We start from the raw sequence: 22,738 nt of genomic DNA, 5'->3' as shown, positions 1-22,738 counted from the left end.
GCGTCATCCCTTCGGGGAGGTGGAGAGAAGTTCGACGTCGCCGTCGAACTGCCAGAGGGGGTTCGGTGCGTCCCCGGTCGAAGTCCGCACCAGGAAGTAGCCGTTCACTTCCTTCGGTCCGTCGCCGTCGGCCACGAACCGCCCGTCGGCGGTGATGTCGAGCTGGTAGACGGCCTGTCCGGTGGCCGCGACGCCGGGCAGGTGCCAGGAGACGACGCAGCGCCAGTCGTTGCCGACGCCCTCCGCGGCGTCCGCGACGCCGCCCTTGGTGCAGGCCGCCGCCGCCTTCAGCTGCGCCTCGGTGACCTGGGGGCGGTTCAGCTGCCTGGTCTGCATGCGGTAGAGGTGGGCGAACTCCGTGGCGAGCGAGCGCTGCACCTTGTCCTGCTCGATCCCGGAGCTCGTCGTCGCCCCCGGCACCGCCGCGACGGCGGCGACCGAGGCGGCCACCAGCCCGACGAGCGGCAGGAGTGCGGCGGTGACCGCGCGGCGCCCCGAGCCGTCGTCGGTGGGGTTGGTGAAGTCCCGCCGCAGGAAGAGCAGAAGGGCCAGCGCCGTCGCGACGGCCGCCCACACCAGGCTGACAACGATGCCCACCACCAGCGGGCCGAGCTCTGCCGGGCTGGTGAACAGCCCCTTCCAGGCGATGAACGCCCAGCTGGGCAGGGCGAGTCGTACGGCGACGGGGAGCGGCAGCATCTGGGCGAGCTGCATCGCGAGCGCGACGACCGCGGGAAGCAGCAGCCCCATCGGGGACCGCCCCAGCACCACGGACCCCAGCAGGCCGATCCCGGCGAGGGCCAGTGTCGGGGCGAGCACACAGGCCCAGGCGAGCAGCACCTTGCCGGCGGCGTCCCCCGGCGCCAGCAGATGGCCGTCGAGGCCGACCAGCGGATGGCTGCCGACCGCCACGAGACCGCCGGCCGTACCGGAAGCGGCCAGGCCGGTCACGAGCAGCAGGATCACCGTGCCGCTGGCCAGTGCCTTCGCCGCGAAGATCCGGCGGGGCGAGCGAATCGCCACGAGCAGGTGACGCCAGGTGCCGAGCCGGTCCTCGGCGGCGAAGACGTCACCGGCGACGACGGACGTCAGCAGCGGCAGCGCCCAGGTGCCCGAGAAACCGAGGATCACCAGGGGTCCGGCCCATCCCGTGGCGAGCATCCAGCGGCCGAAGAGGGTGTCGGCGGGCAGCGTGCTCTGCTGACTCACTCCCGCGACGAAGAGCGCCGGAGCGATCCAGCAGGCGAGGACCAGCAGGCGGATCCGCCATTGCGAGACGAGCTTGACCAGTTCGAAGCGGTAGGCGCGCGCCACCGGGACGCGCTCGGTGCCCGAGGCGGGGGTGGTGGCGGCGACGGTTGCGGTGGCGGTCATCGGCGGGCCTCCTGCGGCTGTGCGTCGCTCGTCCGCGACGGGGTGCCGGCGCGCTGTTGCCGCTCGGTGAGGGCCAGGAAGGCGGCCTCGAGCGGGGACACCACGGGGGCTAGTTCGCGCAGGGCGATGCCCGACTGCACGAGCCGGGTCACCAGTTCGTCGAGGGCCGGCACCAGCGCGCGTACGACGAGCACGTCGGCGCCGTGACGTCCTGCGGCTCCGTCGGCGAGGTGGACACCGGGCGTGGCGGCAGCCAGTCGGCGGGCGGTCCGCGGGTCGGAGGTGAGCAGCCGGTAGTCGAGTTCACGGTTCTCGGCGGCCAGCTTGCTCAGCGGACCGGAGAAGACGACCCGCCCGGTGGCGAGGATGGTGACGTCGGAGCACAGCGCCTCGAGGTCGTCCATGCGGTGGCTGGACAGCACGACGCTGGTCCCCTGCTCGGCGAGACCGGCGAGGACTCCGTGTACGTGCTTCTTGCCGGCCGGGTCGAGGCCGTTGGACGGTTCGTCGAGCACGAGCAGCCGGGGCCTGGTGAGCAGGGCGGCCGCCAGCCCGAGCCGTTGCCGCATGCCCAGGGAGAAGCCGCGGATCCGGTCGTCGGCGACATCGGTGAGCCCGACCTGGTCGAGTACGCCGTCGACGCCCGCCGTGCGCGCGTCCCGGCCGCGCAGTGCGGCGAGCGCGGCGAGATTCTGCCTGGCGGTGAGCGAGGGATAGAGCCCCGGCCCGTCCACGAACCCGGCGACACCGTCGGGAGCGGCGCACGTCCTGCCCGTCGGCGTACCGAGGATCTCGAGGCGGCCGCTGTCGGCCACGGCCAGGCCGAGCAGGAGCCCCAGCAGCGTCGTCTTGCCGGCGCCGTTCGGTCCGACCAGACCGTGGATCTGTCCCTGCGCCACATCCAGATCGACGCCGTCGAGTGCGACGACATCACCGAAACACTTGGTGATCCCGCGAGCCCGGATCGCGAGGAGTGAGTCCATGAGCCCCTTCTTTCGAAAGCCTCAAGGACCCTAGGGAGAGGACACCGCACTCACAGGAATCGCCAGTTGAACGCTCAGGGAACGGAAGACGACAGACATGCGCCGCGCCGACAACCGAGAGGATTCCCCAACTCACCTGCTGCATAGCTCTTCTGACGGTGCATCATTGAGCTGCCGAGGTGAGTGCGCACGTCAGAACACCGCGCGCACCTCCCCCACCTCCTGCCCTCCACCGAGCACCGGCGTACGGCCGACGCGGTCCACGACGGGTGCGGTGACCCCCATCAGGCGCAACGCACGGGCCAGCACGGGGCCGAGCGCCCGGGCCGAGCCGTCCTCCAGCTTGAGGGCCAGGGACCGGCCGTCGGGCAGGGCCAGGGCCTGCACGGCTTCCGCGCCCACCTTCGACAGGACGCCCGGTATCCCCCGCATGAGCCAGGTGTCGTGGCGGTGGGTGCCGGCGACGTACTCGGGGTGGGCGCGCATGGCGTCGGCGACCCGTCGTCCGGGTGTGCCGGGTACGGCGAGAACGAAGGAGCGGAACGCGCGGGCGAGGCCGGTCAGGGAGATCGCCATCAGCGGCGCCCCGCAGCCGTCCACGCCGACGGCGGCCACCGGTTCACCGGCCGCCTCCTCCACGACCGTGCGGATGACGCGCTGGAGCGGATGGTCCGGGTCCAGGTAGGACTCCAGCGGCCAGTCCCGCAGCGCGGCGGCGGCCAGCATCGCCGTGTGCTTGCCGGAGCAGTTCATGGCCACCCGGTCCCGCCGCCCGCCGGCCGCCAGCCAGGCCTCCTGCTCCTCCGGGTCCAGCGGGAGGGAGGGCGGGCACCGGAGGTGCTGCGGGGTCAGCCCGTGCTCGTCGAGCATCGCGCGCACCAGGTCGCGATGGAACGGCTCGCCGGAGTGGCTCGCGGCGGCCAGGGCCAGCCGTTCGCCCCCGAGGTCGAGTCCGGCCCGCAGCACGCCCGCCGCCTGCATGGGCTTGTTGGCGGACCGCGGGAAGACGGGAGAGGTCACATCGCCGAGCGCCCACTCCACCGTGCCGTCCGCGGCGAGCAGCACCACGCTCCCCCGGTGCCGCCCCTCGACGAATCCGGAGCGGACGACCTCGGCGAGCACCGGGGCGCCCGAATTGCTCGCACCCGGGGTGGCGTTGACGGGCTGGGACATCGGCGGTCACCTTCCGGTCGGGGATCGGGTACGGCCCGCCCGGCCGTCCCCGGGATCGCCGGGCAGCCGGCCGGATGAACGGGTCGCACCGCACCGTACTCGTGCCCGGCCGCGCGGGGGCGGGCAGGACCGGAGCGGAGCCCCACCCCCGGAATGCTGGTCCGAGGCGATGGCGCAGTTCATGATCTTGCCGGTACGGGCGGGCCGTATGGTGGGACCATGATCGATGACTGGCGCACGGATCGGATCGGGGCTGCTCTGCGGGGTGAGAACCCGACGGTGCTACGGCGGCTTCAGGCGGGGTTCGCGGTGATCGGCGACGTGCAGTTCCTGCCCGGATACTCCGTCCTCATGGTGGACGAGCCCGGTGTGCAGCGGCTGTCCGACCTGCCGAGGACCAAGCGGCTGGCGTTCCTGTCCGACATGGACCGGCTCGGCGAGGCCGTGGAGCGGGCCTGCCGGCGGCTGGACCCCGCCTTCCGCAGGGTGAACCTGGAGATCCTCGGCAACACGGACCCGTTCCTGCACGCCCATGTCTGGCCCCGGTTCGAGTGGGAGCCGCCCGAGCTGGTGGGCAAGCCCGTGTGGCTGTATCCGCCGGACCGGTGGCGGGACGAGCGGTTCGGGCTCGGCCCGCGGCACGACGGGCTGCGGGACGCGATCGGGAGCGAGCTGGACTCGACGGCGCCCCTGTCCTGAGCGTGTGCGCCGGTGCCGAGCGGGACGCGTGCGCGGGCTCTGTGTTACGCCGCTGTGACGGTGAACGGACGATTCGAAGATCAGGGCCTGTCAGGCTCGGTTTCACCGAGCGACTCGACCAGTCGACCAGTCCAGGTTCCTGGGGGAATACAGACATGACCACGCGTACCCGCACCATGGCGGCCGCCATCGCCGTGGCCGCGGCCGTCACCGGCACGGCACTGCTGGGCGCCTCCGGCGCCGCCTCGGCCGCCGCCACCGCCTCGCACGGCACCCTGACCATCAGCAACGGCTCCACGTACGTGCTGATCGGCGGCCACAAGGTGAACTTCGGCGTGCCCGTCCGGGACCTGGCCTGGTCGCCGGACGGCAAGAAGGCCGCCTTCGTCGACGGCTCCGGCAACCTGGACATCGCCAACCCCGACGGCAGCGGGCGCGTCGTCGTCGCCAAGAACCCCGGAAACCAGAACTGGTCCCACCCGACCTGGCAGGTGACCGCCAAGGACACCCAGAACGGCATCCCCGCCAAGGACAACCTCATCTTCGCGGCGCGCGCGAACAACGTGTCCCGGCTGAAGTACATCTCCGCCAAGGCCGTCCACGGCACGCCCAAGACGCTGTCCCTGTACGGCGACCCGGGTCCGGGCGGTGCGCTGCCGCAGACCGGCAACGTCTGGCCGAACGCGGCCGGCCACTACGGCACCTCGGTGTACGCCAACGACCACAACGGCGAGGTCTACATCCGCGACGACTACCTGCGCCAGCAGGGCGGCAAGCTCACCCAGGGCTCCCAGCCGGCGCTGTCCCCGAACGAGGAGGAGGTCGTCTTCGTGCGCTCCGTCGCCGGCCACGACCACGTGCTCGTGGAGGACTTCACGCACGGCAACCACGTCAAGGACCTCACGCCGCACGCCACGACCGACTACACCGAGCCCGCCTGGTCCCCGGACGGCAAGACCCTCGCGGTGCGCACCCCGTCCGGCACGGTGACCCTGCCGGCCGACGGCACGGGCCGGCCGACGAAGGTCACCTCGGCGGTCGGCCTGGCGGCGTACCGCCCCTGACATCGTCGAACGGCGCAGCGGGCCGGGCGCGTCCGGGGCGCGGAGTGCGGGTCACTTCGCGGTCCGGGCGAGCTCGGCCCGCAGTTCGTCCAGGTGCGCGTCGGCGGTGTCGTGCGGCAGGAACTCGACGACGTCGAGGAACCGGAAGAGCACCCGGCCGGCGGTGACGGCGTACTCGTACTCGCCGAAGCCCACCACCGCACCCAGCGCGCCCCGGACGGCGCCCCGCACCACATGCGAGGTCATGTCGTCCGGCTCCGCCGCCGACATGCCGCGCCGGGCGTTGGGCCGGGCCAGATAGGGGCAGACCATGGAGGCGTACAGCATGCACGCACGGTGCCCCGGTCCTTCGAGGGTGGGCGCGAGATTGCGGTAGGGCCGCCCGGCGGCCAGCGCCTCCCCGATCGCGGCGCTCTCCGCGGCCCCCACCACACGCCACACCGGCCCCTGCGGCATGCCCTGGTTGCACACCGAGCACAGACGCTTCCGCGCACAGGCGGCGCTGCGTTCGTAGTCGGTCAGCGCGAACTGGGGCTCCTCCCCGTCCCAGGGGGTGATCGCCGGCACCGGATACCCACGGACGTCACGGGGCCGCGCCTCGACCGCCGCCGGCATGGGAACACTCTCGAATCGCACAGGCCATGACTACCAGGACCGACGGCTTCGGGCCAAGACCGGCGGAGACGGCCACGGTTGACCGGACGGCCGGGGAGGATCGGTGCATGAACGAACTCGTGCTGATGGCGGATCCGAGGGTCGCTGCCGTCCCCGTGACCGAGTGCGGCGAACCGCTGGTCGACGTCCGGCTGCGGGACACCCTCGCCGTGGACGCGCGCAGGGCGGAACCGTCGGGCGCGTTCGCGCATCTGCGGGAAGGGGTCCTGATCCGTCTGCTCAGGGCGCAGCAACTCCTCCCGGACGGCCTGCGCCTGCTGTTCGTCGAGGGGTACCGGCCGCCCGCACTGCAGCGCCAGTACTACGAGCGCTACGCGGACTCGCTGCGGGCCGCGCACCCGGACTGGCCGCCGGCGCGAGTACGGGAGGCCGCGAGCCGGTATGTGTCGCCGCCGGAGATCGCGCCGCACAGCGCCGGCGCCGCGGTGGACCTCACGCTCGTGGACGCCGAGGGGCGTGAACTCGACATGGGCACCCGGGTGAACGCCGACCCGGAGGAGAGCGACGGCGCCTGCTATACGGACGCCGCCACGATCGGCCCCGAGGCGCGGGCCAACCGCCGCGTCCTCGGCGCCGCGCTGGGTGCCGTCGGCCTCGTCAACTACCCGACGGAATGGTGGCATTGGTCCTACGGCGACCGCTACTGGGCTCTCTCGACCGGTGCCGGCACCGCTCTGTACGGCTCGCGGGAGCTCGGATGAGCCGGGCTGCGGCCCGCCGTCCCGACGGCCCGGGACCGGCAGCCGACGCAGTGGGCCGTAGGGACCTCGCGGACGACGTGCCGCCGGAGACCGGTCCCCCGGCGGCGCGGGCGGTACCGCCGTTCGACCCCGAACTGGCCGAGGCACTGGCCGGTCCGCGGGCCTTGGCAAGGGAGCCGTACACCCCTCAGAACCTCGCCGCCCGGCAGGAGCGGGACGCTGCCGAGCGCCCCAGGCCGACGGTCGGGGAACTCCGGGCCGACGGCCGCTTCGAGGTGGAGGAGCTGCGGGTGCCGGGGCCGCCGGGCGGCCCGGACGTCACCCTGGTGAGCGCACGGCCCGCCGGGATCTCCGGGCCACTGCCCCTGCTGTACTACCTGCACGGCGGCGGAATGATCACGGGCAACGCGTGGTCCGTGCTGCCGCGGCTGCTGCGCGAGTGGGCCGCGCCCCTGGAGTTGGCCGTCGTCTCCGTCGAGTACCGGCTGGCACCCGGGGCGCGGTACCCGGCGGCGGTGGAGGACTGTTACGCGGGGCTAGTCAGGGTGGCCGGGCACGCGGCGGAGCTGGGCATCGACGCGAGCCGTGTCGTCGTCGGGGGAAAGAGTGCCGGCGGCGGACTCGCCGCGGCACTCGCCCTGCTCACCCGTGACCGGGGCGGGCCCGCCCCGATCGGGCAACTGCTCCTGTGCCCGATGCTCGACGACCGCGACCGCACCTTCTCCAGCCGTCAGATGGCCGGGGTCGACACCTGGGACCGGACCTCCAACGCGACGGCGTGGCAGGCGGTGCTGGGCGACCGGTACGGCGCCGCGGAGCTGCCGCCCTACGCGGCTCCGGCCCGCGCGAGGGATCTGTCCGGGCTGCCCCCGGCCTATGTCGAGGTCGGCTCGGCCGAGACCCTGCGGGACGAGGCCGTGGCCTACGCCCAGGCGATCTGGCGGGCCGGCGGCCGGGCCGAACTGCACGTCTGGCCCGGCGCCTTCCACGGCTTCGACACCCTCGCGCCACGGGCGGCGCTCAGCCGGGAGGCCCGCGAGGCCCGTACCCGCTGGCTGCGGCGCATCCTCAACCGGACGTGATGACCCCGTAGGTGACCAGGCCGTAGGCGAGGTGCGGGACGGCGTCCGAGGCCCAGTCGGCGGGCGACCAGGTGCGCGGGTCGCTGATGTCCAGGCCGGCGATCGGCGCGTCGGCCAGCGTCATCGCCAGGGCCCCGGTCAGCGTGGCGCCCAGCCAGGCGTGCGGCCGCAGACCGGCGCGGTGCAGCAGTGCGACCACGGCGCCCGTCCCGACGCCGACGGCGATGCCCGACAGGGCCCCCAGTCCGGAGAGCCGGTTGTCCCGCCCTTCCCCGCCCCGGACCGGGTGCCCCACCTTGGTGGTGACCTTGTCCACGACGGCTTCGGGGGTGCCGCTCAAGGGCCGGGCGCGCACCGCCATGTCCAGATAGGTGACGGCGTTCAGCGCGGTGGTGCCGGCCGCACCGGCGGCACAGCCCCGCGCGATGGTTCGGAACATGTCGCTCCGGGTCCCCGCCGTGCCATGGGCCAAACGGCGCCGCGGCCGGCTGCGGCCGGATCCGGCGGCACGGTCACGGTGGATGCGGGCCCGGTCCGGGCTCGGGGCCGGCGCGGGCGATCCGGGTCAGGTCGGTCAGCAGCGAGTCGAGCCACGACACGGTCGCGTAGTACAGGCGCGGCGCGCCGGGCGGCTCGGCGGCGGACCCGACGAGCGCCGGATCGATCAGCGGAACCGGCCCGGCCGGCGTGTCCGCTCCGGGATCCAGGGCCGCCGAGATCAGCAGCATCCGCCCGGCCACGCGGTCCCCCAGCCCGCTGACGGAATCGGCCGCCGAACGGCCGAGTCCGGCCGGCGGCGGCGCCAGCAGCCGTACCGAACCCCACAGCGTGTGGTGGCCGGCCATCAGCGCGGCCTGCCAGTCGACGCGGCGCGCGGCGGTCCGGCTCGGCATGCCGCCGAACGGTGTCGGCTCGCTCTGGAACTGGGCGTACGCGGACTCGGCGAGGACGACCGCGCGGTGCAGCGACCGGTGCCCGGACACCCCGGACGGCGCGGTCACCGCACCGCCGCCCGCCACCGAGGCGCCGGTCGCCACCACGATCTCGGCTGCCCTGCGCAGGAGTTCCGCCGCCGCCTGGCGCAGCTCGTCATGGGCGCCGCGCGGCCAGGCCAGCAGTCCGAAGACGGCACCGATCGCGCTGCCGACGAGCACGTCCAGCATCCTGACCTCCGCCAGGCGCCAGGTCGGCGGTGCCAGCTGGGCGAAGACCAGGGCCACGAGCACGGTGAACAGGCCCTGTGCCCAGCCGACGCCCTTGACCGGGCCCACCGTGAAGGCGAACAGCATCCACACCGGCAGGGCGACGGCGTAGACGGCGGTGTCGGTCCCGGCCAGGCTCAGCGTCCCGGCGGTGACGAGGGCCCCGGCCAGGGTCCCCGCGAGGGCGAGCCGGATGGTGTGCCAGGTCTCGTCCATGGTGGTCCGGGTGAGGGTGAGCGTCGCCAGGGTGGCCCAGAAGCCGTGGGGCAGCGTGTCCACCCCGGCCACGAGCCGGGCCGCGGTCAGTGCCAGGGCGATGCGGACCGCGTTCTGGAAGAACACCGACCGGCGCCCGGCGTGGCCGCGCACCCGGTGCCACCACAGGAGCGGCGTCCAGGTCCCGGCGTACCAGAAGCGGCCCTGCGCGACCGGCACCGCGGCACGCCGTCCGTGTACGGCGAGATCGGCCGCCGTGGCCATGGTGAGCGCGGCGTCGGCGATCTCCAGCACGGCGGCGTGCCGGCGCAGCACCGCGGGCGGGAAATCCGGCGCGCGAGCGGTTCCGGGCGCCGGATCACCGGCGGTGGCCGCGGTTCCGGACGCCAGATCACCGGCGGTGGCCGGGGTTCCGGGCGCCGGACCACCGGTGGGAGCCGGGGCTCCGGGCGCTGGATCCCGGGCGGGGGCCGGGGCCGCGGAGACGGCCGACAGGTGCGCGCGGGCCACGGCCAGGTGCTCGTACGGGGTCACCGGTGACGGCCCGTTGCCCAGGCAGTCCGCGGTCGCCGCGGCCAGCCCGGCGACGGCTCGCAGCACGGCGGTCACCTCGGATCCCGGCTCCCCGCCGGGCGGGACGGGCAGCTGCGCCAGGCGGCTGAGCAGGGTGCGCGTGGCCAGGCCGGTGTGGGCGAGGGCGCGGTCGCGCACGCCCGGCCCGGCCGGGCGTTCCGCCTCCGGCACGGTCAGGGGCCGCAGCGACCGGCTGCTCTCCCCGGCCGCCCGGATGTCCGGGCCGGTCAGGGCGTACGGCGGCGCGGCGAGGAGCGCCGCGCAGTGTGCGGCGGTTCGCCCGGCGTGGGCGGCCCGTGCCCGGTACGAGGGCGGGCCGGGCTCGGGAAGGATCAGGGCCTCGGCGGCGATGAAGAGGGCCAGGCCGGTGCTCGTCCCAGCCAGGCGCTCGCCGAGGGTGGCGGGGGCGTACGGGGGGAACGACGGGAGGATGTACAGCAGTTGCAGTCCGGGCGCCGCCCCAGCCGGGCGTGGACCGCCCACGGCGGCGAAGCCCAGCATGAAGCCCACCGCCAGCATGCCGACGACGGCGCTCCAGGTGCGCACCGACAGAAAGGTGCCGACGGCGACCAGCAGCCAGCACACCGGGAGCAGGCGCAGCGCCGTCGCGGCCCGCTGCCGGCCGGTGCCCGGGATCCTCGCGAGTCCGCCCAGGGCCACGGAGGCGAACAGCGCGTAGGTGGCCGCCACGGGCCGGTCGAGGCCGTAGCGGAAGAGGTAGAAACCGGCCGCGGCGACCAGCGTCACGCGTACCGCCCGGCGGCCCGAGACGGCGTAGTCCGCCGCAATCCGGCGGGCTGGGACACCACCCACCCCTCCAGAATCACCCACCACCCGGCGCCCGGCACGCCGCCGCCGCGCCCCCAGCGGCGGCGGTCAGCCCGGGGTGAAGCGGACCGGCGTACCCGGTGCGGCCTGCGCGGCGGCCGCCAGGGCGGTCTCGGTGACGACGCCGATCACCGGGTAGCCGCCGGTGGTCGGGTGGTCGTGCAGGAACACCACCGGGCGGCCGTCGGGGGGCACCTGGACGGCGCCGAGGACCATGCCCTCGCTCGGCAGCTCGCCGGCCGACACCCGCTCCAGCGCGGGCCCTTCGGTGCGCAGGCCGATCCGGTTGCTGTGCTGCGAGACGCGGTACGTCGCCGCGGTGAGGGTGCGCAGCGCACCGGGGGTGAACCAGTCGGCGCGGGGGCCGAGCCGCAGCGGGAGGGTCAGTTCGGTCGGCGGCGCCGGCCAGGGAGCGCTGTCGGGAAGCGCCGGCTGCCGGGCGGGGGTGCCCACCGGGAGGACGTCCCCGTCGCGCACCGGCGCCGGGCCCAGCCCGGACAGCAGGTCCGTCGAACGGCTGCCGAGGACCGGCTCGACGGCGATGCCGCCGGCGACGGCGACGTACGAGCGCACGCCCGCCGTCACCCCGCCCACGTCCAGCACGGCGCCCCCGGGCACCCGTACCGGCACGCCCCAGGCCACCGGCCGGCCGTCGACCGTCACCGGACACGGTGCGCCGCCGGCCACCACGGTCACGCCGCGGTCGGGGCGCAGGGCGCAGCCGGTCAGCGTGGTCTCCAGGACAGCGGCGCCCGGGGCGTTGCCGAGCAGCAGATTGGCCAGTCTCAGGGCGGCCGAGTCGAGGGCGCCGGAGCGGGGGACGCCCAGGTGCGCGTGGCCACGACGGCCACCGTCCTGGACGGTGGTGAGGGCGCCGGAGCGCACGACGGTGAGCTTGGCGGTCATGGCGTGCCGTCCTCGGCCACGAACCGTACGCGTGTGCCCGGCGTGAGCAGGGCCGGTTGGTCCCGGCCGAGGTCCCACAGCGCTGTCGGGTCCGGCATGGTTCCGATCAGCTGCCAGCCACCGGGGGTGGCGCGCGGGTACACCGCGCTGTAGGGGCCGGCGAGCGCGACGGCGCCGGCCGGGACGCGGGTGCGCGGGGTGTCGCGGCGCGGCACGTGCAGCTCCGCCGGCAGGCCGGTGAGGTAGCCGAAGCCGGGGGCGAAGCCGCAGAAGGCGACGCGGAAGGTGTGGGCGGAGTGCCGTGCGGCGACCTCGTGCACGGCGACGCCCCACAGGGCGGCCACCTGGGCCAGGTCGGGTCCGTCGTAGCGCACGGGGATCTCCACGACTCCCCCGCCGTCGGCGGCCCGGGTCGGCACGTCCCAGTGGGAGATGCGGCGGGCCAGCTCCTCGGGGTGCGCTACACCGTCCAGGAGTACGGTGCGGGCGCCCGGCACGATCTCCACGACGGGCGGCAGGGTGCCCGCCGCGCGCCGCCGGAGGACTTCGGCGTGGAAGGCCGCGGTGTGCTCGGCGTCCGGCAGCTCGACGAGCACGGCGTGCCGCCCGGCGAGGCGCACCTGCACGGACCGGCTCTGCGTCATGCGAACGCCCCGACCTCGATCCCGGCCGCCTCCAGGGCCGCGCGCACCCGCGCCGCGATCCGGGCGGCGCCCGGGGTGTCGCCGTGGACGCACAGGGAGCGGGCGGTCACCACGACCGTCGTACCGTCCACGGCCTCGACGGCACCGTCCACCGCGAACGCCAGCGCGCGCCGGACGACCAGCTCCTCGTCGGTCACCACGGCGTTGGTCTCGCGCCGCGACACGAGCGTGCCCGCGGGGGTGTAGGCGCGGTCCGCGAAGGCCTCCGGTACGGCGGTGAGGCCGGCCCCCTCGGCCGCGGCGAGCAGCTCCGACCCCGGCAGGCCGAGCACCGACAGCGCGCCGCCGGCCAGTCGCACGCCCTCGACCACGGCCGCGGCCTGCTCGGTGTCGTGCACGGTGCGGTTGTAGAGCGCGCCGTGCGGCTTGACGTAGGCCACCTCGGCGCCGGCGGCCTGGGCGAAGACCCGCAGTGCCCCGATCTGGTAGGCCGTCTCGGCCGCCAGTTCGTCGGGCGGTACGTCCATCGCCCGGCGGCCGAAACCGGCCAGGTCGCGGTAGGACACCTGGGCCCCGATCCGGACGCCGCGCTCGGCGGCGAGGTCACAGACGCGCCGCATCACCGAGGGGTCGCCCGCGTGGAAGCTGCAGGCGACGTTGGCGCTGGTCACGACGGAGAGCAGGGCGTCGTCGTCGGTGAGGGTCCAGCGGCCGAATCCTTCACCGAGGTCCGCGTTGAGGTCGATCACGCCCCACAACGTAAGGGATTGTTGAACGATCCGACAAGGGGATGGATTTTCCGAACGCCCCCTTGTTCGATCGTTGAACGATCCCCTAGGGTCCGGGCATCCCACGGATCCGGGCCCCCGGATCCGCGCCGCTCGGGCGTCCCGCCCACTCACGCCTAAGGCCACCGCATGATCGTTCTCCTAGGCGTCGTCGTGGTGATCCTCGGATTCGTCACGCGCCGCAACCCCGTCCTCGTGGTGGGCGTCGCCGGTGTCTTCACCGGGCTGCTCGGCAGGATGAACCCGCTGGAGGTCCTCGCGGCCTTCGGCCGGTCCTTCGCCGACAGCCGCTCGGTCACCGTCTTCGCCGTCGTCCTGCCCGTGATCGGCCTCCTGGAGCGCTACGGCCTGCGCGAACAGGCCCGCAGGCTGATCAGCCGGCTCGGCGGCCTGAGCACCGGCCGGTTCCTCACCGTCTATCTGCTGCTCCGCCAGATCACCGCGGCCTTCGGCCTCACCAGCATGTGCGGTCCCGCGCAGACGGTACGGCCGCTCGTCGCGCCCATGGCCGAGGCCGCCGCCGAGCGCTCGACGGGCGCGGCGCTGCCCGAGCGCGTGCGGGAGAAGGTGCGCTCCTACGCCGCGTCGGCCGACACCGTGGGCCTGTTCTTCGGCGAGGACTGCTTCATCGCGATCGGCTCGATCCTCCTGATCACCGGCTTCGTCAACTCGACGTACCACCAGAACCTCGAGCCGACCCAGCTGGCCCTGTGGGCGATCCCGGTCGCCGCCTGCGCCTTCCTCGTGCACGGCGCCCGGCTGCTGCTCCTGGACCGGCAGCTGCACCGGGAGTTGGCGCTCGCCACCGCAGAACACGATCTGCCGCTGCCGAAGGAGACGAACAAGTGATCAAGGTCGAATGGCTCTACTGGCTGGTGGGCCTCGTCTTCGTCGTCATGGCGGTGCAGATGGCCGCCGACCGCAGCAACCCCAAGCGGTGGACGACCGCCGCGTTCTGGGGCCTGCTCGGACTCACCTTCCCCTACGGCACCGGCGTCGCCGACGCCACCGCGAAGAACGGCGACTGGACCCTGCCCGCCGAACCGCTCGGCGTCGCGGTCCTCGCCCTCATCGTGCTCGCCGGGTTCAACTTCCTGGGCAAGGGCGTCCCGGTCACCAGCACCGGCGAGGAACGCGAGGCCTCCGCGGCCCGGCTCGGCAGCAGGATCTTCATCCCCGCCCTGACGATCCCGCTCGTCGCCATCGTCTGCGCCTCCCTGCTCGACACCTCCGGGCTGTTCGAGACCGGAAAGGCCACCCTCCTCGGGCTCGGCGTCGGCTGCCTGGTCGCCCTGGTCGTCGGCATGCTGGTCACCGGCGAGCGGAAGCTGTCCGTGCCGCTGCACTCCGGGCGTTCCATGCTGGAGGCGATGGGCTCCGCCCTGCTGCTGCCCCAGCTCCTCGCCGTACTCGGCTCGATCTTCGCGCTGGCCGGGGTGGGCACCCAGGTCGGCAAGCTCGTGCACGACGTCCTGCCGGACAACTCGAAGTACCTGGCCGTCGTCGCGTACTGCGCCGGCATGTTCCTGTTCACCGTGATCATGGGCAACGCGTTCGCCGCGTTCCCGGTGATGACCGCGGCCATCGGCTGGCCCGTCCTCATCGAGCAGATGCACGGCAGCGCACCGGCCGTCCTCGCGATCGGCATGCTGGCCGGCTTCTCCGGCACGCTGTGCACCCCGATGGCCGCCAACTTCAACATCGTCCCGGCGACCCTGCTCGAACTGAAGGACCAGTACGGTCCCATCAAGGCGCAGATCCCGACCGCCCTGCCGCTCCTGGCCTGCTCCACCATGATCATGGCGCTCTTCGCGTTCTGAGCCGCCTTGGCCTTCGCCCCGACCAACGCCTCCCGTGAAGGAAGTGCCATGACCCGCGTGCTCATCACCGGCTTCGCGCCCTTCGACGGCCAGGAGGTCAACCCGTCCTGGCAGGCGGCCCGTCTCGTGGCCGCCGAGCCGCCCGCCGGGCTCACGGTCACCGCCGCCGAACTCCCCTGTGTCTTCGGCGAGTCCATCGACACCCTGCGCGATGCCGTCCGCGCGTCCACGCCCGACCTGATCCTGTGCCTGGGCCAGGCGGGCGGCCGGCCCAGTGTCACCGTCGAACGTGTCGCCATCAACATCGACGACGCGCGCATCCCCGACAACGCGGGCAACCAGCCCATCGACGAACCCGTGGTCCCCGGCGGCCCCGCCGCGTACTTCTCGACCCTGCCCGTCAAGGCCTGCGTCGCCGCCCTGCGCGCGGCGGGCGTGCCGGCCGCGGTCTCGCACACGGCCGGCACGTTCGTCTGCAACCACGTCGCGTACGGCCTCGGCCACCTGATCGCCACCGAACTCCCGTGTGCCCGAGGCGGTTTCGTCCATGTTCCCTGGGCGCCCGAGCAGGTCCTCGACGGCACCGCCCCCGCCCTGGAGCCCGCCACGGTCGCCGGCGGACTGCGCGCCCTGCTGGTCACCGCCGCCGGCACCCCGGCGGAGCACGACCTGAAGGTCACCGAGGGAGCCACCCACTGATGCCGCTCGGCCCACACGCGGCCGCCTTCGCCCGGCCGGCCCTTGCCGGCATCACCCGGGAGTACCCCATAACGCGTGCCGGCCGTAGGCATGGTGCGGCTGCTGCGCCACGGCGACACGCCCGCCTTCCCCGCACACGGCGCCGGTCAGCGACGTACTCGACCGGACGTCACGGGAACCATCCCGACAGCGCCTCCGCCCTGGGCCTCCTGCTGGACGCGGGCGAACCGCCCGCCGCGACCACCGAGGCCGTACGGCGACGGCTGCCGACCTGGTGCGAGGACGATCGCCGCCGCGCTGCCGGACGGGCCGGTCCGCGCGTGCTCGGCGGAAGCCGCCGAGCCCCGCCTCGGGGCAGGCCTGCCGGCGGTGGAACGTGCGGCCTTGACAACCGGCCACTGGCAGGCCGCCTTCGAGGCACTGGCGCTCGACACAGGATCCGCCTCCGCAGCTGCCGACGTCTCCTGACCCCGACGGCCGGCGACTCTCTCCACGGCCGCGGTGCGATCGCCGCCTGGGGTCAGCCCAGTTCGGTGTCCAGCCAGTGCAGGACGTCGGGGGTGACGGGGTCGGTGATGTCGGCGAACTCCTCGTGCCTGTTCAGGAACTTGGCCACGTACGGGCAGACGGGCACGATCCGCTTGCCGGACTCCCGCACATCGGTGAGCACCTCCTGGACCAGCCGGGAGGCCAGACCCTGCCCGGCGAAGGCCTCGTCGACCTCGGTGTGGTAGAAGACGCGCTGTTCACCGCGGTCGCGGTACGCGGTCAGTCCGGCGCGCTCACCGTCGACCATGATTTCGTAGCGGTTCCTGGCGCCATTGTGCTCGACGGTCGGAGCGGCGGAGGGCTGGCTCATGGGGTGCCTTTCGGACGGGGGCCGGTGGGGTCGGTGCACGCGGCGGAGGGGACCGTGACGCGTGCCGGAGATGTCAGCGGCGCGGTGGATTCCTGCGCGGTGTGATCACGGCGTTCGGCAGGGCCGGGGCGGGAAGACGGTGTCCCGGATAGCCCTCGACCACCCCGAAGCGATCGGAGGAGTTCTGCCAGTCCTCCCGGGCCTTGGCGATGTCCTCGTGGCTGCGGCCGACGAAATTCCACCACATGACGATCTCCTCCTCGAACGGGGCCCCGCCGAGCAGCACCGTCCGTGCCGCGTCGTCCGACTCGTTCGTCAGGGTCAACGCGTCGGCGCCCGGCGCGACATAGCCCAGCTGCGCCGGACCCACCGAGGTGTTCGCCAGGCACACCGGTCCCTGGTCGACCAGGAGGCCGTGCTCGAAGGCGGGGTCCACGGCGAGCGTGAGGGTCGCGCGTGGCCGGAGCAGGATCTCGGCGCCGAGCAGCGGTGTGAAGGCCGGCACCGGAGAGACCCGGCCCGCAAGGGAGCCCAGGAAGACCCTGATCTCCGCTCCGCCCGCCTGCACCGGCTCGGGTGCGTAGTGCTGGAAGTCCCGTTCGGTGTCCTGGTGTTCCTCCGGGAGAGCCACCCACAGCTGCACGCCGTGCAGGACGGTGGTCCGCGGGGTGGAGACCTCCGAGTGGCTGATGCCGTACCCGCCCGTCATGAGGTTCAGCTCGCCGGGCCGTACATACGCGTGGTTGCCCATGCTGTCCCGGTGCTCGATCTCCCCGCTGAACAGCCAGCTGACCGTCTGCAGGCCGGTGTGGGGATGCGGGGCGACGTCCATGCCGCCCGTGACCGAGACGTCGTCCGGGCCGTAGTGGTCGGCGAAGCACCAGGCGCCGATCAGGGTCCGGGCGCGCTGCGGCAGCGTGCGGCGTACGGTCATCGCCCGGGGGCCACCGAGGGGCACATCGCGCGCGGTCAGTACGTCGACCCGGGCCGGCCCGGTGGTCCGGTCGGCGTCGACCGCGCCCCCGCACCGCAGCTCCTTGGGTTTCGTCTCGATGTTGCTCACCGTGGACCGCCTCCCGGATGAGTAGTTCTACGTTCAACTATTATGCCATGACCATAGGCCGTCGCCTCGGGCCGCCGGGCGGTCAGCCGGCGCAGCCGAGGTCCGTACGCAGGACGACCCGCCGTCCGTGCAGTTCGCCCTTCTCCATCCTGGCGTGCACGTCGGCGGTCGCGCTGAGGGGGAAGACCTCGATGCCGCGCGGGTGCAGGGCACCCCGGCCGAGCAGGTCGTTGAGGTACGCGGCGGCTTCGGCGAGTTCGTCGGGTGTCGCGTGGGAGATCACGAACCCCACGATGGAACGGTCGTGCAGGTACAGCTCCCCGGCGGGCAGCACGGGGCGGGTCCGGGCGCCGGCCAGCAGCACCACGCGGCCCCTGCGGGCGAGCAGGCCCACCGTGGTCTCCAGGTCGTTGACGCCTGCCGTGTCCAGGTACAGGTCGATCCCCGACGGCGCCGCGCGGCGGATCCTCCCGGTCACCTCCGGATCCCGGTAGTCGAACACCTCGGCCGCCCCCAGCTCCGCGCAGTACGGCGCGTCCCGCGCGCCCGCCGTGGCGAGGACGCGGGCGCCGGCCCGCGCCGCCATCGTCACCAGGGCGCTGCCGACATTGCCCGCGGCACCGGCGATCAGCACGCTCTCCCCCACGCGCAGCCGCCCGTGCACGAACAGGGCCAGATAGGCGGTCGCCGCCGGATGGAACGCCGCCACCGCCGCGTCGGGGTCGACTCCTGCGGGCAGGTGGTACAGCCGGTCGGCCGCCACCACCGCCTGCTCGGCCGCCGCGCCCTGCCTGCCTCCGTGCCCGAGGCTGTTGCACCACACCCGGTCCCCGGCACGGAAGCCGCTGACGCCGGGTCCCGCCTCGGCGACCATGCCGACCAGATCACGGCCCACGACGAACGGAAAGTCGACCTGCGTGGGGAACCGACCCGACCGCACGAACGTGTCCACCGGGTTGACCGTGGTCGCGAGGACGTCCACCAGTACGTCGGTCGGACCGGGCCGGGGCGCGGCGATCTCGCCGTACCGGATGACCTCGGCGGGACCCAGCTCCTCAATGTACGCGGCACGCATGGCACCCCATGGTTCCACCACCGCCCCGGCAACCCCGGCCGCACCGGGCCGTCACCAGCGCATCGCGGTGAAATCGACCGGCCGGGGCCGCAGTTCGCGGGTCCGCTCCGCAAGCCGTCGCAGCCGCCGGGCCATCTCCTCGGCGGGAAGGCGCCGACGGTCGCCGTGGCCGGGCAGCAGCCACTCGAAGCGCAGGTGCCCGACGGTGCGCGCCAAGGAGGCGGCCAGCTCCCGGATGTCGTACCAGGTGACGCTCTCCGCGACCTCGATGTCCCCGGTGGCTCGCGACCAGTAGAAACTGTCGCCGCTGAAGCAGTACCGGTCATCGGCGAGGAAGAGCACACTGCCGCGTGTGTGGCCGGGCAGGGGCTGGGCGATCACCCCTTCGGCGATCCGCACCGGGCCGGTGCCGTGCAGGACGCGGTCGGCGTCCGGGGCGGCATCGAGGTCACCCTCGTGGATCCACAGCCGCGCGCCGAAGCGGTCGGCGTAGCGGCGGCCGTGCGCGGCGTGGTCGCGATGGGTGAGCAGGACGTCGGTGACGGGGGCGAGGGTCTCGTAGCGCGCCGCCAGCGCCGTGCTCCAGCGTGGGGTGTCCACCATCATCGCGGTGCCGTCGGGACGGCGTAACAGGTAGGAGTTGGCTCCCGCGGTGCGCGTGGAGTTGTGTCCGCACAGGTGGACGCTGTCGTCCAGGGCCATCGGGAAGGGGTCCGGTGCCGTGTCCAGCCGCCCTCCCGGCGGACGGATCGAGCGGGTGGGGCAGGCATGCGCGGCGGCGTGGAGCTGCCTCGCCTCGCTCCGGTCCCGGGGCTGCCGCAGCACGGCCGAGCGCCCGTCGACCTCGCCGATCAGGCCGGGCGCGAGCTGCCGCGCGACATCGCAGTTGGTGCACCGCTCGTCCACGTGCCAGCCGTCGTACCGGCCGTCCCCGATCCGCTCACCGCTCATGTCCCGTGCCCTCCGCATCGTGTCCGCCGACCGGTTTCTCACCCTCCAGGGGTATCCGACGCCGAACGGACAAAGGAAGGGTGCCCGGATCTTGTGGTTGGGGCATGACGCTGCTCTGAGCGGATGCTGCGTACCACGACTCCGGGGTGATGCGTGAGTGGTTCGTCGGGATCGCGAGTGGGGCGCGCGCACGGGGAGGCGGCACATCGGGGAAGTGGTGATGGCCCGTCCCGTCGGCACCGACGGCGCCCGCAGGGATCCGCGCGCCGGTGGGGACGGGCCTGCGCCGTCGGTCGGCGAGGTCAGCGCCCCTGCTCCGCGCTGTCGACGCCGAGTGCCCAGGCCCCGTAGGCCGTCCCGGTGGTCTCGAAGGAGAAGATCACATGGGACGCGGCGGTGTTGACGTCGCGCCAGAACCGCTGGACCGGGTCGGACTCGAAATGGCCCGTCGTCCCTGTGCCGCGGAAGAGGCGTTCGACAGCGGACACCGACAGCTCCACCGCCAGCGCGAGGTCCCTGGGGCCGCGGACCGCCGCCTCGCCCTGCCTGGTCTCCTCGATGCCGTCGGCCACCCGGGCGGCCCGCTGGACGAGGAGTTCCGCGGCGTCCACCTCCGCGGCCGAGCGCGCCAGGTCGATCTGCACCGACGGCCGCTCGCGCAGCGGGGCACCCCGCCGGTCGAGCCGCCGGAGGTTCTGCTCGACCGCGGTCCGCACCGCGCCCCGTGCGGCGCCCACCACGGGCACGGCGAGCGGCAGCGCGTTCACCTCGGTCACGGGGACCGTGTGGCAGCGGGCCTCGGAGGCCGTCGCCCGACCCGCGTTGATGTCGAACCGGGACAGGGTCAGATGGTCGGGCACGAAGACGTCGTCCAGGACCATGGTGTCGCTCCCGGTGCCGCGCATGCCCAGCGTGAACCAGGTGTCCTTCACGGTGATGTCCGCCTGCGGCACCGCGAAGAACCGCACCTCGCCCCGCCCGTCGGGGCCCACCTCGCCGGGTACGGCGGAGCAGGCGAAGACCCAGTCGGCGAAGCGCACCCCGCTGATGTACTTCCATTCGCCGCTGAGCCGCCAGCCACCGGAGACGGGCTCGGCCTTCCCGGCCGGCATGAGCGCGCCCGCCATGAGGGCGTCCGGACCGTCGCCCCAGATCACCGCCTGTCCCTCAGGCGGCAGGTACGCGCCGTACCGGGCCGCGTAGGCGGACAGCGAGGCGGCCCAGGCAGCCGAGGCGCAGCCCTCACCGACCAGGGCCACCGCCGACGTCATGTCCACGAACCGGCCTTCCGTACCACCGAAGGCCGCGGGGACGAAGTGCCGGGCGAACCCGGCCTCCCGCACCGCCGCGACCACCTCGGGCGCAAGGCACCGGGCGGCCTCCGTCTCGTCGCTGCACCGCGCCGCGATCTGCGCCACGCGCGGAGCACCGGCGACGACCGCCGCCACGCTCGGCCTCTCGGCAAGGATCGTCGCTGTGCTGTCGCTGAGCATATGTTCGCCACCTCCGTTGGGATGGCCGCAGTCTCTCCGGCCGAGCCGACGACAGGCCGCACCCGAGCCGGGACCGGCCCGCCAATCACCCGACCGGCTTCGCCCCGGCCGCGTCCGGTGCGCTCCGACACCCAAGTGGGATGCGTCGTGAGCGGGCACCCGGTCGGACGGCAGGACCGCCCCGCAGCCGTGAGCGGCAACGGCAGTCGTCCTGCACCCCTCGGCTCGCCCGGCCCCGGTCGCCGCCTCCGTCGCGGCCGGCCGTCGTATCGCGCCCTACGGAAGATCGGAAAGCTCCCCCGCTCCGCCCTCATCGCGCGAGGCGACTCCTGCCCGGCCCCCGATATCGAGACCTTCCTCCACTTCCGCGCGGGCCGGCAACGCCGAACCTACAATGACGACATCACCCATGTCCGTCGGCCGCCCGGCCCGCGGCGGACGGGAGGGTTCGGCTCGCCGTGACGGCCTGCGACGACAGTGGGAGGCAGCCGTGCAACTGGAAGAATTCCTGGCCCAGGTCCGCGACCGGGGCGAGTACCGCAGCCGCGAGGAGACCGAGCACGTGTGTGAGGCGGTCCTGTGGGCGCTCGCGACCCGGATCGCCCCGGAAGAGGCCGACGAACTGGCGGCTCGGTTGCCCGCCCCGCTGGACGAGGCCCTGCATCTGGACCGGGGGCGTCCCGAGACGTTCGACTGCGACGAGTTCCTGCGGCGGGTGTCCGTGCAGACCGGCGCCCGGCCCCGTACGGCCGAGTGGGACGCGGACGCCGTACTGTCCACGGTGGCCGACGCGGTGCCCGCCCCGCAGCTCGACCACCTCCTGTCCGGGCTGCCGGACCGCTACGCGGAGTTCTTCGGCAGGGCGAATCCGAGCTGACGGGGCATCCCCGCCGGCCGAGCTGACAAGGCGTCCCCGCCGGCAGAGCTGACTAGACATCCCCGCCGGCAAGGGGAACGCATCACCCGCCCTGCTGCCCGGCGTCCCCGGTCAGCTGGTCGTCGCACCACTGCCTGGCCACCGCGGCGACCTCCTCCAGCGCGCCGGGCTCGCCGAACAAGTGGGTCGCACCCGGGACGATGTGCAGGGCATGCGGGGCCCTCAGGTACCTGGCCGCTTCCTCGTTCAGCTCCTGGACCTGCTGGTCCTGGCCGCCGACGATGAGCAGCACCGGGGCCTGCACGCGTCCCAGGGCATCGCCCGCCAGGTCGGGCCGCCCGCCTCGCGAGACCACGGTCAGCACCCGCGCGGGCCGCTCGGCCGCAGCCACCAGCGCCGCGGCGGCGCCCGTGCTGGCGCCGAACAGGACGACGGGGAGACCGCGGCTGTCGGGCTGGGTGTCCAGCCAGTCGATCGCGGCCACGACCCGTCGGCCGAGGAGCGGGATGTCGAAGCGGTGCTCGCCGGTCAGCGCGTCGTGCCGCTCCTCACGTTCGCTGAGCAGGTCCATCAGCAGCGTGCCGAACCCGGCGGTGCGCAGTTCGGCGGCCACCATCCGGTTGCGCGGACTGTGCCGGGAACTGCCGCTGCCGTGGGCGAAGAGCACCACGGCCCGCGCCGCCGTCGGGACCACGAGGTCACCGGAGAGTGTGGCGTCGCTGGTGGGAACCAGAACCATGTCGGAGATCATCGGCATCACTTCTTCCACGCCTGCCGACCCAGCGGATCACGGCGGATCACGAGGATCCGGATGTCCCTCACCTCCACCATAACGAAGCACCGTATGTCACGTCTTTCATACAAACCGCTCACAGACCCCGCCGGGAGATCGGCACGGCAGTGCTCGACGACCGCCCGTTGACTCCGAGCGGTGGGACGTCCCGTGCCGGGCGAGCGCGACGCGGACTTCCATCCGGGTGTGTTCCGGATTGC

Annotated in this window: 23 protein-coding genes; 8 read left to right on the top strand and 15 right to left on the bottom strand. The window is 73.7% G+C overall.

Annotation, left to right across the window (positions count from 1 at the left end; all coding sequences use genetic code 11):
• Window positions 1–3: 3 nt before the first annotated feature.
• The 3 genes from ABB07_RS36810 to ABB07_RS36800 all read right to left on the bottom strand — a co-directional run bounded on the left by ABB07_RS36810 (window position 4) and on the right by ABB07_RS36800 (window position 3,530).
• Window positions 4–1,374, bottom strand: coding sequence for an ABC transporter permease (locus tag ABB07_RS36810; RefSeq protein ID WP_208902772.1), 1,371 nt, complete (start codon window positions 1,372–1,374; stop codon window positions 4–6).
• A complete protein-coding gene (locus ABB07_RS36805) occupies window positions 1,371–2,357 on the bottom strand; it encodes an ABC transporter ATP-binding protein (RefSeq protein WP_208902771.1) in 987 nt (328 codons plus the stop codon). Before ABB07_RS36805 ends, ABB07_RS36810 begins: the two co-directional genes overlap by 4 nt.
• A 192-nt stretch (window positions 2,358–2,549) precedes the next feature.
• Window positions 2,550–3,530, bottom strand: coding sequence for an asparaginase (locus ABB07_RS36800; protein WP_208902770.1), 981 nt, complete (start codon window positions 3,528–3,530; stop codon window positions 2,550–2,552).
• Window positions 3,531–3,749: 219 nt separating this feature from the next.
• On the opposite strand from ABB07_RS36800, the gene ABB07_RS36795 reads away from it, so the two are divergent.
• Window positions 3,750–4,229, top strand: coding sequence for an HIT family protein (locus ABB07_RS36795; RefSeq protein WP_208902769.1), 480 nt, complete (start codon window positions 3,750–3,752; stop codon window positions 4,227–4,229).
• A 155-nt stretch (window positions 4,230–4,384) separates the two neighbouring features.
• Window positions 4,385–5,293, top strand: a complete 909-nt coding sequence (locus tag ABB07_RS36790) for a TolB family protein (RefSeq protein WP_208902768.1) — start codon at window positions 4,385–4,387, stop codon at window positions 5,291–5,293.
• 51 nt (window positions 5,294–5,344) lie between these two features.
• Here ABB07_RS36790 and ABB07_RS36785 read toward each other — a convergent pair whose 3' ends face one another.
• Window positions 5,345–5,908 (bottom strand): hypothetical protein, encoded by a 564-nt coding sequence (locus tag ABB07_RS36785; protein WP_208902767.1) that lies wholly within the window; start codon window positions 5,906–5,908, stop codon window positions 5,345–5,347.
• 107 nt (window positions 5,909–6,015) lie between these two features.
• Between ABB07_RS36785 and ABB07_RS36780 the strand changes: the two genes are divergently transcribed.
• Together ABB07_RS36780 and ABB07_RS36775 are read left to right on the top strand one after the other, a co-directional pair.
• Window positions 6,016–6,669, top strand: a complete 654-nt coding sequence (locus ABB07_RS36780; protein WP_208902766.1) for a M15 family metallopeptidase — start codon at window positions 6,016–6,018, stop codon at window positions 6,667–6,669.
• Complete coding sequence (locus ABB07_RS36775; RefSeq protein ID WP_208902765.1) at window positions 6,666–7,751, top strand: alpha/beta hydrolase; 1,086 nt, start codon at window positions 6,666–6,668, stop codon at window positions 7,749–7,751. Before ABB07_RS36780 ends, ABB07_RS36775 begins: the two co-directional genes overlap by 4 nt.
• Here ABB07_RS36775 and ABB07_RS36770 read toward each other — a convergent pair.
• From ABB07_RS36770 to ABB07_RS36750, 5 genes are all read right to left on the bottom strand, one after another.
• The gene (locus ABB07_RS36770; RefSeq protein ID WP_208902764.1) at window positions 7,738–8,190 is read right to left on the bottom strand and encodes a hypothetical protein; all 453 of its coding nucleotides are present in this window, start codon (window positions 8,188–8,190) and stop codon (window positions 7,738–7,740) included. The genes ABB07_RS36775 and ABB07_RS36770 overlap by 14 nt on opposite strands.
• 73 nt (window positions 8,191–8,263) lie before the next feature.
• Complete coding sequence (locus ABB07_RS36765) at window positions 8,264–10,555, bottom strand: FUSC family protein (protein ID WP_208902763.1); 2,292 nt, start codon at window positions 10,553–10,555, stop codon at window positions 8,264–8,266.
• Window positions 10,556–10,618: 63 nt separating this feature from the next.
• Window positions 10,619–11,476 carry a 5-oxoprolinase subunit C family protein gene (locus ABB07_RS36760; protein ID WP_208902762.1) on the bottom strand — a complete coding sequence of 286 codons (858 nt, stop codon included), beginning with the start codon at window positions 11,474–11,476 and terminating at the stop codon, window positions 10,619–10,621.
• Window positions 11,473–12,120, bottom strand: a complete 648-nt coding sequence (locus ABB07_RS36755; RefSeq protein WP_208902761.1) for a 5-oxoprolinase subunit B family protein — start codon at window positions 12,118–12,120, stop codon at window positions 11,473–11,475. The genes ABB07_RS36760 and ABB07_RS36755 overlap by 4 nt, the downstream gene beginning before the upstream one ends.
• Window positions 12,117–12,869, bottom strand: a complete 753-nt coding sequence (locus ABB07_RS36750) for a LamB/YcsF family protein (RefSeq protein WP_208902760.1) — start codon at window positions 12,867–12,869, stop codon at window positions 12,117–12,119. Before ABB07_RS36750 ends, ABB07_RS36755 begins: the two co-directional genes overlap by 4 nt.
• Before the next feature lie 168 nt (window positions 12,870–13,037).
• On the opposite strand from ABB07_RS36750, the gene ABB07_RS36745 reads away from it, so the two are divergent.
• From ABB07_RS36745 to pcp, 3 genes are read left to right on the top strand one after another with little or no spacing between them, the layout of a single operon-like run.
• Window positions 13,038–13,757, top strand: coding sequence for a DUF969 domain-containing protein (locus tag ABB07_RS36745; RefSeq protein WP_208902759.1), 720 nt, complete (start codon window positions 13,038–13,040; stop codon window positions 13,755–13,757).
• Entirely contained in the window at window positions 13,754–14,728 is a 975-nt protein-coding gene (locus tag ABB07_RS36740) for a DUF979 domain-containing protein (RefSeq protein WP_208902758.1), read from the top strand. The genes ABB07_RS36745 and ABB07_RS36740 overlap by 4 nt, the downstream gene beginning before the upstream one ends.
• Before the next feature lie 48 nt (window positions 14,729–14,776).
• A complete protein-coding gene (gene pcp / locus ABB07_RS36735; RefSeq protein WP_208902757.1) occupies window positions 14,777–15,427 on the top strand; it encodes a pyroglutamyl-peptidase I in 651 nt (216 codons plus the stop codon).
• Between the two features lie 520 nt (window positions 15,428–15,947).
• Here pcp and ABB07_RS36730 read toward each other — a convergent pair.
• From ABB07_RS36730 to ABB07_RS36710, 5 genes are all read right to left on the bottom strand, one after another.
• Window positions 15,948–16,286, bottom strand: a complete 339-nt coding sequence (locus ABB07_RS36730; protein ID WP_208902756.1) for a GNAT family N-acetyltransferase — start codon at window positions 16,284–16,286, stop codon at window positions 15,948–15,950.
• A gap of 73 nt (window positions 16,287–16,359) precedes the next feature.
• Entirely contained in the window at window positions 16,360–17,349 is a 990-nt protein-coding gene (locus ABB07_RS36725) for a pirin family protein (protein ID WP_208902755.1), read from the bottom strand.
• Window positions 17,350–17,431: 82 nt separating this feature from the next.
• Window positions 17,432–18,424 carry an NADPH:quinone reductase gene (locus tag ABB07_RS36720; protein WP_208902754.1) on the bottom strand — a complete coding sequence of 331 codons (993 nt, stop codon included), beginning with the start codon at window positions 18,422–18,424 and terminating at the stop codon, window positions 17,432–17,434.
• 51 nt (window positions 18,425–18,475) lie between these two features.
• Entirely contained in the window at window positions 18,476–19,375 is a 900-nt protein-coding gene (locus ABB07_RS36715) for a 4Fe-4S domain-containing protein (RefSeq protein WP_208902753.1), read from the bottom strand.
• Window positions 19,376–19,677: 302 nt separating this feature from the next.
• The gene (locus ABB07_RS36710; protein WP_208902752.1) at window positions 19,678–20,868 is read right to left on the bottom strand and encodes an acyl-CoA dehydrogenase family protein; all 1,191 of its coding nucleotides are present in this window, start codon (window positions 20,866–20,868) and stop codon (window positions 19,678–19,680) included.
• Window positions 20,869–21,358: 490 nt separating this feature from the next.
• Between ABB07_RS36710 and ABB07_RS36705 the strand changes: the two genes are divergently transcribed.
• On the top strand, window positions 21,359–21,745 hold the full coding sequence (locus ABB07_RS36705; RefSeq protein WP_208902751.1) for a DUF2267 domain-containing protein: 387 nt from the start codon (window positions 21,359–21,361) through the stop codon (window positions 21,743–21,745).
• Window positions 21,746–21,827: 82 nt separating this feature from the next.
• Here ABB07_RS36705 and ABB07_RS36700 read toward each other — a convergent pair whose 3' ends face one another.
• Window positions 21,828–22,496: a dienelactone hydrolase family protein gene (locus ABB07_RS36700; protein ID WP_208902750.1), complete on the bottom strand. Its 669-nt coding sequence runs from the start codon at window positions 22,494–22,496 to the stop codon at window positions 21,828–21,830.
• Window positions 22,497–22,738 lie beyond the last annotated feature (242 nt).

Source organism: Streptomyces incarnatus, assembly GCF_001027185.1.
In the GTDB taxonomy this organism is placed as follows: domain Bacteria; phylum Actinomycetota; class Actinomycetes; order Streptomycetales; family Streptomycetaceae; genus Streptomyces; species Streptomyces puniciscabiei.
Note: the sequence above shows the minus strand (reverse complement) of the source record. Positions and strands in the feature narration are given on the sequence as shown.

What these genes read in the sequence shown, in the direction of transcription:
- ABB07_RS36785 (WP_208902767.1), bottom strand. Translation starts at nt 5,908, where the DNA reads ATGCCGGCGGCGGTCGAGGCGCGGCCCCGTGACGTCCGTGGGTATCCG.
- ABB07_RS36780 (WP_208902766.1), top strand. Translation starts at nt 6,016, where the DNA reads ATGAACGAACTCGTGCTGATGGCGGATCCGAGGGTCGCTGCCGTCCCC.
- ABB07_RS36710 (WP_208902752.1), bottom strand. Translation starts at nt 20,868, where the DNA reads ATGCTCAGCGACAGCACAGCGACGATCCTTGCCGAGAGGCCGAGCGTG.
- ABB07_RS36770 (WP_208902764.1), bottom strand. Translation starts at nt 8,190, where the DNA reads ATGTTCCGAACCATCGCGCGGGGCTGTGCCGCCGGTGCGGCCGGCACC.
- ABB07_RS36795 (WP_208902769.1), top strand. Translation starts at nt 3,750, where the DNA reads ATGATCGATGACTGGCGCACGGATCGGATCGGGGCTGCTCTGCGGGGT.
- ABB07_RS36805 (WP_208902771.1), bottom strand. Translation starts at nt 2,357, where the DNA reads ATGGACTCACTCCTCGCGATCCGGGCTCGCGGGATCACCAAGTGTTTC.
- pcp (WP_208902757.1), top strand. Translation starts at nt 14,777, where the DNA reads ATGACCCGCGTGCTCATCACCGGCTTCGCGCCCTTCGACGGCCAGGAG.
- ABB07_RS36745 (WP_208902759.1), top strand. Translation starts at nt 13,038, where the DNA reads ATGATCGTTCTCCTAGGCGTCGTCGTGGTGATCCTCGGATTCGTCACG.
- ABB07_RS36715 (WP_208902753.1), bottom strand. Translation starts at nt 19,375, where the DNA reads ATGAGCGGTGAGCGGATCGGGGACGGCCGGTACGACGGCTGGCACGTG.
- ABB07_RS36720 (WP_208902754.1), bottom strand. Translation starts at nt 18,424, where the DNA reads ATGCGTGCCGCGTACATTGAGGAGCTGGGTCCCGCCGAGGTCATCCGG.
- ABB07_RS36730 (WP_208902756.1), bottom strand. Translation starts at nt 16,286, where the DNA reads ATGAGCCAGCCCTCCGCCGCTCCGACCGTCGAGCACAATGGCGCCAGG.
- ABB07_RS36760 (WP_208902762.1), bottom strand. Translation starts at nt 11,476, where the DNA reads ATGACCGCCAAGCTCACCGTCGTGCGCTCCGGCGCCCTCACCACCGTC.
- ABB07_RS36755 (WP_208902761.1), bottom strand. Translation starts at nt 12,120, where the DNA reads ATGACGCAGAGCCGGTCCGTGCAGGTGCGCCTCGCCGGGCGGCACGCC.
- ABB07_RS36790 (WP_208902768.1), top strand. Translation starts at nt 4,385, where the DNA reads ATGACCACGCGTACCCGCACCATGGCGGCCGCCATCGCCGTGGCCGCG.
- ABB07_RS36810 (WP_208902772.1), bottom strand. Translation starts at nt 1,374, where the DNA reads ATGACCGCCACCGCAACCGTCGCCGCCACCACCCCCGCCTCGGGCACC.
- ABB07_RS36775 (WP_208902765.1), top strand. Translation starts at nt 6,666, where the DNA reads ATGAGCCGGGCTGCGGCCCGCCGTCCCGACGGCCCGGGACCGGCAGCC.
- ABB07_RS36800 (WP_208902770.1), bottom strand. Translation starts at nt 3,530, where the DNA reads ATGTCCCAGCCCGTCAACGCCACCCCGGGTGCGAGCAATTCGGGCGCC.
- ABB07_RS36700 (WP_208902750.1), bottom strand. Translation starts at nt 22,496, where the DNA reads ATGATCTCCGACATGGTTCTGGTTCCCACCAGCGACGCCACACTCTCC.